Genomic DNA, 12,852 nt, shown 5'->3' on the forward strand with positions numbered 1-12,852 from the left:
GGCTTCGGCTGCAAGTTTTCTTCCGTCTTCTTTTTCCATTGGGGAGAAATGGGGATTAATGTTGAAATTTCAATATTTAATTGCCGAATCTATAACAAGGCGGCGAGCCGCAGACAGTACAGATAGTACGGCAAGGCGAGACAACGAAGTTAGGTTATTTTTTTGGATTGGTATTAATTATCAAGCCATCGCAACCACAAATGAATAGGCCGTCTGAAAGCTTTCAGACGGCCTATTCATTTATTCCGGCATGCAAAGTGATTACACTTCGCGGCCGCCCACGGTTAAGCCTTCATCAATGCGCATGGTGGGCTGACCCACGCCCACGGGCACACTTTGGCCGTCTTTGCCGCACACGCCCACGCCGGCATCGAGCGTGCTGTTGTTGCCAATCATGCTCACGTGTTTCAGCACTTCGGGGCCGTTGCCGATAATGGTGGCGCCTTTCACCGGATATTGCAGCTTGCCGTTTTCCACCCACCAGGCTTCCGATGCGCTGAACACGAATTTTCCGCTGGTGATGTCCACTTGGCCGCCGCCGAAATTCACCGCATAAAGCCCTTTATCGATAGAAGCGATGATTTCTTCGGGCTCGTGGCTGCCGCTTTCCATAAAGGTGTTGGTCATGCGCGGCATGGGCACGGAAGAATAGCTCTCGCGCCGGCCGTTGCCGGTGGGCGCCACGCCCATTAAGCGCGCGTTGGTTTCGTCTTGCAGATAGCCGGTTAAAATGCCGTCTTCAATCAACACGGTGCGGCCGGTTGCGTTGCCTTCGTCATCAATATTGAGCGAGCCGCGCCTGTCGGCAATGTCGCCTTGGTCCACCACGGTGACACCTTTGGCGGCCACGCGCTCGCCGATGCGGCCGGCAAAAGCGCTGGTTTGTTTGCGGTTGAAATCGCCCTCCAAACCGTGCCCCACGGCTTCGTGCAAAAGCACGCCCGGCCAGCCGCTGCCCAACACCACCGTCATCGCGCCGGCGGGGGCGGGGCGGGCTTCGAGATTAATCAGCGCCTGCTGCACGGCGGTTTGCACATATTCGCCCACCAGCTTTTCATCGAAATAAGCCAAATCGAAGCGCCCGCCGCCGCCGGCGCTGCCCTGCTCGCGCCGCTCGCCCTGCTTGGCAATCACGGTGACGCTCAGACGCACCAGCGGGCGGATATCGGCGCTGTGTTTGCCATCGAGGCGGGCGACATACACCAAATCGTATTCACAGGTGAGCCCGGCCATCACTTGCACAATGCGCGGATCGGCGGCTTTGGCCAGCGCTTCCACCTTATTGAGCAGCGCCACTTTGGCGGCGGAATCAAGGCTGGCAATCGGATTGGCCACGACGTGCACCTGTTTGCCGCGCCGCACTGAGGGCACGCGCACTTCGGCCTGCCGCCCCGCCGCACCAATCACGCGCACGGCCTCGGCGGCACGGCCGATGGCTTCGGCATTGAGACTGTCGGCATAGGCAAACGCGGTTTTCTCGCCCGCCACTGCACGCACGCCCACGCCTTGATCGATTTGGAAGCTGCCCGATTTCACCATGCCCTCTTCGAGATGCCAGCTCTCAAAAGCAGTGCGCTGGCAATAAATATCGGCATAATCCACTTGGCGGCTGCCAATCAGGCTCAGGCTTTGCGCCAGCATCTCGGCAGATAAACCATTGGCGGTGAGCAAATCGTGTTGCACGGTTTGATAAATATTCGGCATGGAAAGCACAATAATGTTGAAATAATCGTGTGCCGATTATACGGCATTCACCTGCAAGGGTGTGTTTTGATTGGCAATGGCTATGAATGCCATCAAGCAGCGATGCCGTCTGAAAATAATTTTTTTGATTTTCAAAATGTTATATTTTAATCAAACTTTCTTCTTTAATTAGTATTGATAATTATTATTATTTTTGTATAATCAACTCAACCGACATTCATCCTTGCCGGCCATTAAACACTTTAATCTTTTTTCTGTTAAGCCAACCCGGAGTGCGCGTATCGAGCAGATTGTTCCCTTTACATCAAATACTCAAAACCGAAACACAAACCCGCTGCCTGAAACAGCGGGTTTGTGCTTTTGCGTTTGTGTTTTTGCCCAACACTCGAATGGGTATCAGGTCGTCTGAAAAATTAATTGATGTCCAACCGCTCCATGCGGTAGCGCATCGAACGAAAGCTGATGCCGAGCAATTTGGCCGCTTGGGTGCGGTTGTAGCGCGTTTGTTGCAGCGCCTGCTCGATAATCCGCCGCTCGATTTCATCGAGATAATCCTGAATCTGCGTTTGCCCCGGGATAAAATCCGCCACTGCCGCCGCGCCGGCCGAAAGCGATATTTGCGGCTGCGGATCGGCCAGCGCATCAAATGAGGCGCCCGCCCGCCCGGGCGATTCTTGCTGCGCTTGATGCGCATTGTGGATTTGCAGGTCTTCCAACTGGATAATCTGCCCCACCGTGAGCGCCACGGCGCGCTCGAGAATATTTTCCAGCTCGCGGAAATTGCCCGGGTAGCTATAATGCAGCAGCGCATCTTGCGCCTTAGGGCTGAGCCGGTAGCTGCTGTTGCCGATACGGTGTTTGTTGAGCAGCCGCATAATCAGGCCGCCCAAATCTTCACGCATTTCGCGCAACGGCGGCATGTGCAGCGACACCACGTTGAGGCGGTAATACAAATCCTGGCGAAAAGCGCCCGAAGCCACCAGCGCCTCAAGGTTTTTATGGGTGGCGCAAACAATGCGCACATCGATTTGGGTTTCGTGGGCATCACCGATGCGGCGCACCGCTTTTTCCTGAATCGCACGCAAAAGCTTCACCTGCATGGCCAGCGGCAGATCCGCCACTTCATCCAGAAAAAGCGTGCCGCCGTCGGCATGCTGGAAAAAGCCCAGTCTGTCGGCATCGGCGCCGGTGAAGCTGCCTTTTTTATAGCCGAAAAATTCGCTCTCCATCAGATTTTCAGGAATGGCGCCGCAGTTTACTGCGATAAAGGCGCCGCCTGCGCGCTCTGATAATTCGTGTATGCTGCGGGCGGCCTGCTCTTTACCGCTGCCCGATTCGCCGGCGATATACACCGGCACATTGCTGTGCGCCAGGCGGCGGATCAAATGGCGCGCTTCTTCCATTTGCGGCGACATGCCTAAAAGGCGCGGCATATCCGGGTCGCCGCCGACTTCATCGGCATAGGCAGGTATGGCTGCCGATTCTCCGCTGCTGAAGCGCTCTTTGAGCGAGCGCAAACCGGCCGGCACGCTCATGGGGGTGTCGATGCCGCCGGCCACGCCTCGGCGCGGTGCAGCAGGGGCTGTCGCAGCGGCGGCCCGCAACGGCGCAGATGCAGCCTCTGAAATCGGGCGTGCCGGCGTGGGTCGCACAGGTGCGGGGTCAGGCACAGGCGCCGCAACGGCAGGTTTGGCGGCTTCTTCTGCTTCCGGCTCGTTCACTTTCACCGCCGATTTCACCAATGAGCGCAGCTGCGAGAGGGTGATGGGTTTTTGCAGATAATCGAATGCGCCGGCTTTGAGCGCTTCCACCGCATGATCGGCATTGCCGAATGCGGTAATCACCGCCACCGGTGTGTCGAGCATCAATTCGTCAATATATTGCACCACTTCGAGGCCTGAGCCGTCGGGCATGCGCATATCGGTGAGCACCAATGAATAATCGTTGTCGTCGAGCTTGGCTTTGGCATCGGTCACGCCCACGGCGGTTTCTACCGACAAACCCATTTTCATCAGCGTCATTTCCATCAAATCGCGGATGTCTGCTTCATCGTCCACCACCAACACCGGGTCTTGCAGGCTATGCTTGCTCATTGTTTTCCTTCGGTAAAATCAACTCGAATCCGTTCATTTCAGGATGGTAGTGCAGCTGCCCCAAGTTGGCATGCGCCAATTCGCGCGCCACATAAAGGCCGAGCCCCGTGCCTTGTTTTTCTGTGGTGTAAAAAGGCTCGAACAAATGATTGCGCACATCGGGCGACACGCCCTGGCCGTCGTCGGCCACCACAATGGAAATATGCATGCGCCCGCTGGGCTTGATCAGCACGGTGATGGCGTTTTCGCTTTTGCGGCTGTGCCGCCAGGCGTTGTTGCACAAATTCCACATAATTTGCTGCACATGCATCGGATCGGCCAACACGCTCAGGTTGCTGCCATCCATATTCATGCGCATGCAGCCGATGGCATCGGGATTATTGAGGGTGAATTCCTGCTTGAATTTCAACCAAAACTGCATCAGATTAATCGGCTCGCGGCTGATGCTGTCGCGCTTATTGAGCAGCGACACATCTTCGAGCATTTTGTCGATGCGTTGGATATTGCTGTCGATAATGCCGTGCAACTTGGTTTTGGTGGGATCGGCATCGCCATCCAGCAACAAATCGTTGGCATGGCGGATGGCCGACATCGGGTTGCGGATTTCGTGCGCCAAATTGGCGGTGAGCTGGCCCAGCGAAGCGAGCTTAGTGGCCAGCGCTTCGGCCGCCACTTCGCGCAAAGAGCGCACAAACAGCATCAGAAGCTCAGTTTGCTCCTGAATCAGCGGCACGGCGCGCACATGCATGGCATGTTGGAAAATATGGATATCGGTTTCAAAAGCTTTATCGGGCTGATGCCGCCAACGCCCCACCAAATCGCCGAACACATTTTCCTGTTTGTCCACAGCCAAGCCGGGAAAATAGGTTTTGGCTTGGCGGTTGAACAGCCACACGCGCTGAGCCGCATCAATCACGATTACCGCTTCCTGCACGCGGTTGAGCACCAACCGGTTGAGCCCGCTCACGCGCCGGTAGGCCAGCTGGTGCTTACTTGCCGATTCGGTGGCCGCTTGCAGATAAGAAGCCAGAAAAGCCGTGAGCGCGGCCACTAAATAGCATGCGCCGATCAATAAGGCCGCGGTGATGATGCTGTGGTGCGCTACATCAAACGGCATAAAGCTGATGTGGCCGAGCAAAAACATGGTCAACACAATCAGCATGGCCGCATAGCTGGCATAAAGCATGGGGTAGCGGCCGTGGCTGAGCAGGCAGGATGTGGCCACAAAAGGCAGCACCAAAATGCCGAAGCCCGAATCGATGCCGCCGGCCATATAGGTGAGTATCATCATCATGGTGATGTCGGCCACGGCATTGGCATTAGGCAAATCCAGCGTTTGCCGCTGCCATTCGGGCTTGAGCACCGTCACCAAAATCAGCACGCCATACACGGCCGCCCAGCTGTAAAATTCGGCCGGCGGAAAAATCGCCAAAGGCCCGTCGCTGTCGGCATAATTGCCGGCAATCTGAATCACCAGCAAAGAAAATAAAATGGCAATCCGGGCGATGTTGATCAGCCCCGGAATCCGTTCGCTCTGTGTTTCCCAATCCCGCTTTGAAAATAAACCAACTGTGCTCATCAAGCGTAACTCCCTAGTATGTGTGCGCCTGCATCAGCATGATGCCCAACCCCAACCACAGTTTATCTGCACTACTTTGCCCGGCCACATTGCTTTTTCGCGTTATGGCCGTGTTTTTATCTTATTTTTCGGATGCAATATGACATATAACATCGTACATGTTTTTTAACTATTCCGCATCCGTGCCGCCAATGGCTTTCAGACGGCCTGATATCTCCAGCAAGCGCCCTTTGCGGCCGCGCTTGTTTTCAATATCCTGAATACGCAGACGCTCGCATCGAGCCGCGCCGCGCTTGCCCACGCTCTCCACCATAAATTCAGGCGTGCTCACCACGGCGATGTGCGCCAATTTTTCATCTTCACCCAAATTCATCAGCTGCAAGCCGCGCCCTTTGGCCATCACTTTGAGCTCGCCCAATGCAAATGCCAGCAAGCGGTTGGCGCTGGAAGCCAACACCACTTTACAATCGGGGTTGATCAACGACACCGTAAACACCGCTTGCGGCGGCAGCACTTTTTCGCCGGCTTCCAGCGAAATCATCACTTTGCCGGCCTTCACGCGCCCCACCATATCGGCCAGTTTGGCAATAAAGCCGTAGCCGCCGCTGTTGCTCAATAAATAATGCTGCTCGGGCAGGCCGCTGATCATGGCCGCCACTTCGGCGCCGTTTTGCAGCTCGACCAGCGAGCCCACCGGCACGCCGTCGCCGCGCCCGCCGGGGATTTCGGCGGCATCCAAGGTGTAGGTGCGGCCGAGCGAATCGAGCACCACCACCGGCCACACGCTGCGCCCTTCGAGCACCTGCTTCAAGCCGTCGCCTTCTTTAAATGCGGTTTGGCTCAAATCGAGGCCATGGCCGATGCGGCTGCGTATCCAACCTTTTTTCGACAAAATCAGCGTAATCGGCTCATCGGCGGTGGTGTGCGTGAGCGTGGCGCGGCTGGCTTCCTGCACCAAGGTGCGGCGCGCATCGCCAAACTGCTTCAAATCGGCCTGCATCTCTTTAATAACAAGCTTGCGTTTTTCGCCTTCATCGCCCAACAAAAGATTCAGACGGCCTTCTTCTTCGCGCAATTCGTTTAATTCTTTTTCCAGCTTGAAGCCCTCGAGGCGGGCAAGCTGACGCAGGCGGATTTCGAGAATGTCTTCCGCTTGGATTTCGGTGAGGTCGAAAGCCGCCATCAATTCGGGCTTGGGCTCGTCGGCCTCGCGAATCACACGAATCACTTCATCAATGTGCAAAAAAGCAATCATGCGGCCGTCGAGAATATGAATGCGTTTTTCCACCTGGCCAAGGCGGAATTTCAGACGGCGCGTGACCGTAATCACGCGGAAATCGAGCCATTCCTGCAAAATGGTTTTCAGATTTTTCTGCGCCGGGCGGTTGTCCAGCCCCATCATCACCAAATTCATCGACACATTGCCCTCAAGGCTGGTTTGCGCCATCAAAGTGTTTATGAAGTTTTCCGGCTCGATGCGGCTCGATTTCGGCTCAAACACAAGCCGCACGGGCGATTGGCTGTCGCTCTCATCGCGCACTTTTTCGATTAAGTCAAGCATCAGCTTTTTGGTGTTGAGCTGATCTTGGTTGAGCTGCTTTTTACCCGCTTTGGGCTTGGGATTGGTTTGCTCTTCGATTTCGGCCAGAATTTTCTGCGCGCTGGTATTGGGCGGCAATTCACCCACCACCACACGCCACTGGCCGCGCGCCAGTTTTTCGATTTCATAGCGCGCCCTCACACGCACGCTGCCTTTGCCGCATTCGTAAATATGCTGCAAATCGGCAGCCGGCGTGATGATTTGACCGCCGCCGGCAAAATCGGGCGCCGGCACATAAGCCATCAAATCGGCAATCGTCATGGCCGGTTTTTTCAGCAACGCTATCGCCGCCTGGGTGACTTCGGTGAGATTGTGCGACGGAATTTCGGTGGCCATGCCCACGGCAATGCCCGATGCGCCGTTGAGCAACACCATCGGCAGCCGCGCCGGCAAGTGCAGCGGCTCTTCGAATGCGCCATCGTAATTGGGCACGAAATCTACCGTGCCCATATTGATTTCAGACAACAGCAATTCGGCAATCGGCGTGAGCCGCGCTTCGGTGTAGCGCATCGCTGCGGCGCCATCGCCATCGCGCGAGCCGAAGTTGCCGATGCCGTCGATCAGCGGATAGCGCAAGGTAAAATCCTGCGCCATACGCACCATCGCATCGTAAGCGGAAGCATCGCCGTGCGGGTGGTATTTGCCGAGAATCTCGCCCACCACGCGCGCCGACTTCACCGGCTTGGCACCGGGCGTGAGGCCCATGTCTTTCATGGCATATAAAATGCGCCGCTGCACCGGCTTTTGGCCGTCTGAAACATCAGGCAGCGCGCGCCCTTTTACCACGCTCATGGCGTATTCGAGATAGGCGCGCTCGGCATATTGGCCGAGCAGCAGATAATCGTCGCCGGTGGCGGCGGGCAAATGGGCAGCTTCGTTCATTACCACTCTGGAAATCACATAATATTGGGATGCTATTGTAAAGCAATTTGGCTGATTTGGCTTGGGCAGCGTCACCAAACCCTGCCGCACCGCACGCCTGCTTTACCCGCCGCCGCAAAGGCCGTCTGAACAATATCGCAAAGCCGTGAAACATCATGGCGCGAAGCCCGCCTGCCGCCTTTTTTCCACAAGCCGCAGCGGGTTTTTCTGCAACAAAAAGCCCGGCTGCAAAGCAACCGGGCTTGATTTTTCCGCAAACTATTTGGTTAGCGGCGGGTTTCTACCTGCACCAGCGGCATATCCGGCGCGGCATCTGCCGCCGCTTTGGGCAAATCGGCGCGGCGCAATGCCGGCTCTGCTTCAGGCTGCGGTGCAGCGGCAGCGGCGGCCAACGCTTCCACGCGGGTTTGCACCAGCACCAAACCACCCAAATCGAAGCCTGCAAAATCAGCACGCACCGCCACCGCGGCTTCCGGCTGCGCCACGGCAACCGGTGCTACCGGCACGGCATCTTCATCCACAGCAGCCACCGGCGCTTGCTCAAACAGCTGCGCCACCGCCTGCTTCACTTGGGCGGCTGCATCACTGACCATCACTTGCTCATCTGCCGCAACAGGCGCTGCTTGGGCGGGTGCTTCATCAGCTTCAATCGCAAACAGCAAAGGCGTGGCGGCATCAATCTGCACGGTTTCCTGCACCGCTTCGGGCTGAGCCACGGCAGCGGCAGGCACAGACACGGCCACCGGCGCTTCAACCGCTTCACCAAACACATGCGCCACGGCATTGCGCACCTTGTCACCGGCCTCGTCAATCATCAGATATTGTTCGATTTTGGCGGCAGAGGGAATATTGCGTTTTTTACCGTTGTTGCGACGCTCGCGCTGATTGCGGTTGCGCTCCTGGCTGTTGCGCTCGTTGCTGCGGCTGCGCTTGTTGTCGGCCTGCGTATCGCTATCGGCTGCCTGCGCTTCCACGGCAACCGGCGCGGCAACAGCTTCTTCTGCCACAGCCGCCAAGCTTACCACTTCGGCTTGAGCAACGGCCTCGGCTTCGTGGCGGCGCTCGTTTTGATTGCGGTTGCGCTCGTTGTTGCGGCGGCGGTTTTGCGCGGGTTCGCGCGGCTCGCTGTCGCGCGGTGTGGCAGCGGCTTCGGCCGGCACAGGATTGCGGCGCTCTTGCTCTGCCGGCTGGTTATTGGCGCGATTGTTGCGCTCGCGGTTGGCATTGTCGCCCTGATTGCGGCGATTGCGGTTGTTGCGGTTGTCGTTATTGCGCGCTTCGCCGTTGCGCTCGGCGCTTGCTTCTTTGGCTCTGGGCGCTTTGTTTTCGGCTTTTTCCACCTCGCCATCGGTGCGTTTATTATGGCTATTGCTGTTGCGGCGCGGCGCTTGGCGGCGGTTGGCATTGCGGCGGTTTTGCTGGTTTTGCTGGCCGCTGCGCTCGGCTTTTTTCGGCTCGGCCTCGGGCGCGGATTCCGCAGCAAAGAGCTTGCCGAACCATGCTTTGATGCCGTCCCACCAGCCGGCCGGCTGCTCGGGCGCTACAATCGGCGCAGGTTGGGTGTGCTTCACGCCTTTCACCGCCGGCTCGGGGCGGGCGGCCTTGGCTTTTTCGCTGCCGAAGGGCACGTTGTCGTCTTTTTCCGGCTCGATTACGCGCTGATAGCTCGGCGCAGCATCTTCATCCACATCATCGGTGCGCACGCGGCTGATTTCGTAATGCGGGTTTTCGAGATGGGTGTTGGGAATCAGAAACACCGACACATCCAGGCGCTCTTCAAGGCCGAACAATTCGGCGCGTTTTTCGTTGAGCAGGAAGGTGGCCACATCCACCGGCACTTGCGCGTGCACTTCGCCGGTGTTGTCTTTCATCGCTTCTTCCTGAATGATGCGCAACACATGCAGCGCAGTTGATTCAATGCCGCGAATCACGCCGGTGCCGGCGCAGCGCGGGCAGGCCACATGGCTGCTTTCACCCAACGCGGGTTTGAGGCGCTGGCGGCTCAATTCGAGCAGGCCGAAGCGGGAAAGCTTGCCCATTTGCACGCGGGCGCGGTCTTTTTTGAGCGCATCGCGCAAAGTGTTTTCCACATCGCGCTGGTGCTTGGGGTTTTCCATATCGATAAAGTCGATCACCACCAAGCCGCCCAAGTCGCGCAAACGCATTTGGCGCGCCACTTCTTCAGCCGCTTCCATATTGGTTTTGAAGGCGGTGTCTTCAATATCGGCACCGCGCGTGGCACGGGCGGAGTTGACATCCACCGACACCAGCGCTTCGGTGTGGTCGATTACAATCGCGCCGCCCGAGGGCAGGCTCACGCTGCGCGAAAACGCGCTCTCGATTTGGTGCTCGATTTGGAAACGGGAAAACAGCGGCGTGTGGTCGTCATAAAGCTTCAGACGGCCTACGTTATTAGGCATCACATAGCTCATAAACTCGGATACCTGCTCATACACCTCTTGATTATCCACCAGAATTTCGCCGATATCGGGGCGGAAATAATCGCGCACGGCGCGAATCAGAAGCGAGCTTTCCATAAACAAAAGGTAAGGCTCGTGATGCGCATTGCCGGCTTCTTCGATGGCTTGCCACAATTGCAGCAGATAGTTGAAATCCCATTGCAGCTCTTCCACGCTGCGGCCGATGCCGGCGGTGCGGGCAATCAGGCTCATGCCGCGCGGCACTTCCAATTCGGCCATCGCGGCTTTGAGCTCTTGGCGCTCTTCGCCCTCGATGCGGCGCGACACGCCGCCGCCGCGCGGATTGTTGGGCATCAGCACCAAATAGCGGCCGGCCAGGCTGATAAAGGTGGTGAGCGCCGCGCCTTTGTTGCCGCGCTCGTCTTTTTCCACCTGCACAATCACTTCCATGCCCTCTTTGAGCACGTCTTGAATGCGGGCGCGACCGCCGTCGTAATCTTGGAAATAAGCGCGCGACACTTCCTTAAACGGCAAAAAGCCGTGCCGGTCGGTGCCGTAATCTACGAAACACGCTTCCAGCGACGGCTCGATACGGGTAATCACGCCTTTATAGATATTGCCTTTGCGCTGCTCTTTGCCCAGCGTTTCGATATCGAGATCTAAAAGGCTTTGCCCGTCGACAATCGCCACGCGCAGCTCTTCGGCCTGCGTGGCGTTAAATAACATTCGTTTCATGTAAACAACCTCGTTATTGCACTCACGAGGCGTGTAATCAGTTTTCGACACTCATTAAGCCGCCAATGGTCAGGCCGCGCGGATAATGCGGCGTGTGGGGCATCTTTACGGATTCAAGAAGGTTGGAAATAAAGAGCGGGCATGCAGCATGGCGCGAAACACAGGCAACGGCGGCATTTTCCCGCTTGATGTTGCCCGATATGGATTCACGCCATGCTGAACGCCTGAGCGGCCGCGCTGCCCGAGGCGCGCGCGGCCGCCCGAAAATCGGAGCCGTGTCTTCTTATCATCGTTCGGCGGCATTCCTGCCCGAGCGCTGCGCCTGCGGCGTCTTACAGCCGGACAAACACCTGCCGAAAAGGTCAAACTTAACTACCTCTCTGCCCGCCGGCTTCAGCAGGGCAAAGGAATTGCTTTATGGAGTGCGTTTTTAATATAAAATATTTCTATTCACAATTTGCGCCTGAGCCGGATTCGCTCCGCCTGCGCGCACGGTTTTCTGCCGGCCGCCATCGTTTTCAGACGGCCTCAAGGCTGAATTGATATACTGCGCCTTTACACGGAAAACCGTTTTCGGATTATAGAGAAAATGCCGACAATTAGCAAAGACTTGGTCAATCATTTGAATATCACCGAAGCCGATGCCGGCCAGCGGCTCGACAACTATCTCATCAAGGTTTTGAAAGGCGTGCCCAAAAGCCATATCCAGCGCATCATCCGCGCCGGCGAAGTGCGGCTCAACAAAAAGCGCTGCAAAGGCACCGACCGCTTGGCCGAGGGCGATGTGCTGCGCATTCCGCCGATACGCATTGCCGAAAAGCAAAGGCCGTCTGAAAGCAGCGCTGCGCCCGCGCGCGAATTTGAGATTGTGTATGAAGACGATGCCATGCTGGTAATCAACAAGCCGGCCGGCGTGGCGGTGCACGGCGGCAGCGGCATCAGCTTCGGCGTGATCGAGCAAATCCGCCGCGCCCGCCCCGAAGCGCGTTATCTCGAATTGGTGCACCGCCTCGATAAAGACACCAGCGGCTTATTAATGATTGCAAAAAAACGCAGCGCGCTGGTGAAGCTGCACGAAGCCATCCGCAACGACCACCCGAAAAAAATCTATCTGGCGCTGGGCGTGGGCAAATTCGCGCAAGATAAAGTCCATGTGAAGCTGCCGCTCTATAAATACACCGGCGCGCAAGGCGAAAAAATGGTGCGCGTGAGCGAAGAGGGCCAATCGGCGCACACTATTTTCCGTGTGTTGCAGCGCTTTTCCGGCCCGCTACTGCACCAAATCGGCCTTTCCGATTTAACTTATATTGAAGCCACGCTCAAAACCGGCCGCACCCACCAAATCCGCGTGCACATGCAATCGCAGGCCTGCCCGATTGCCGGCGACGAGCGCTACGGCGATTATCAGGCCAACAAGCGCCTGCAAAAAATCGGCTTGAAACGCATGTTCTTACACGCCGCCGAATTGCATTTAAGCCATCCGCTCACCGATGAGCCGTTGAAATTGGTTGCACCGTTGCCGCAGGAATTGGCGCAGATGATGGCCATGTTGGAAAACAGCCAATCAAAACCTACTGAACTGCAAACGGATTCCCTACTGAAAAAAATAATACATTAGCATTGCCCTAATTGCATGATTAACGTAAACTCACGTATGATTACCAAATCATACATCTCAAACAATTATCTTTGGAAAACATGATGAATTTTAAAAATTTGGCTTTGGTCGCATCTACTCTTTCATTAGGGCGTCCTGACAATTACTTGTCATAAAAATAATCAGATAAAAGAAAGGCAGATAAGTTAAAATTTTTGTCGCCAAACAAAACATACTTATCT

Annotated in this window: 7 protein-coding genes; 2 read left to right on the forward strand and 5 right to left on the reverse strand. The window is 56.4% G+C overall.

Features of this window, described 5'->3' with window-relative positions; translation table 11 throughout:
* Nucleotides 1-208 (forward strand): hypothetical protein (locus EV680_RS12045; protein ID WP_207894342.1); only part of this gene is annotated, 208 nt, incomplete at its 5' end.
* A gap of 53 nt (nt 209-261) precedes the next feature.
* On the opposite strand, the gene tldD is transcribed toward EV680_RS12045, so the two are convergent.
* The 5 genes from tldD to EV680_RS11205 form a co-directional block, all read right to left on the reverse strand.
* Nucleotides 262-1,704, reverse strand: a complete 1,443-nt coding sequence (gene tldD / locus EV680_RS11185) for a metalloprotease TldD (protein ID WP_132954827.1) — start codon at nt 1,702-1,704, stop codon at nt 262-264.
* Nucleotides 1,705-2,117: 413 nt separating this feature from the next.
* Nucleotides 2,118-3,797: a sigma-54-dependent transcriptional regulator gene (locus tag EV680_RS11190; protein ID WP_132954828.1), complete on the reverse strand. Its 1,680-nt coding sequence runs from the start codon at nt 3,795-3,797 to the stop codon at nt 2,118-2,120.
* On the reverse strand, nt 3,784-5,376 hold the full coding sequence (locus EV680_RS11195; protein ID WP_132954829.1) for an ATP-binding protein: 1,593 nt from the start codon (nt 5,374-5,376) through the stop codon (nt 3,784-3,786). The genes EV680_RS11190 and EV680_RS11195 overlap by 14 nt, the downstream gene beginning before the upstream one ends.
* Before the next feature lie 169 nt (nt 5,377-5,545).
* Entirely contained in the window at nt 5,546-7,858 is a 2,313-nt protein-coding gene (gene parC / locus EV680_RS11200) for a DNA topoisomerase IV subunit A (RefSeq protein WP_132954830.1), read from the reverse strand.
* Between the two features lie 266 nt (nt 7,859-8,124).
* Nucleotides 8,125-11,013, reverse strand: a complete 2,889-nt coding sequence (locus EV680_RS11205; protein WP_207894343.1) for an Rne/Rng family ribonuclease — start codon at nt 11,011-11,013, stop codon at nt 8,125-8,127.
* Nucleotides 11,014-11,602: 589 nt separating this feature from the next.
* Here EV680_RS11205 and EV680_RS11210 point away from each other — a divergent pair.
* Complete coding sequence (locus EV680_RS11210; protein ID WP_132954831.1) at nt 11,603-12,631, forward strand: RluA family pseudouridine synthase; 1,029 nt, start codon at nt 11,603-11,605, stop codon at nt 12,629-12,631.
* Nucleotides 12,632-12,852: the final 221 nt, after the last annotated feature.

The sequence above is a fragment of the Uruburuella suis genome, assembly GCF_004341385.1.
GTDB lineage: Bacteria > Pseudomonadota > Gammaproteobacteria > Burkholderiales > Neisseriaceae > Neisseria > Neisseria suis.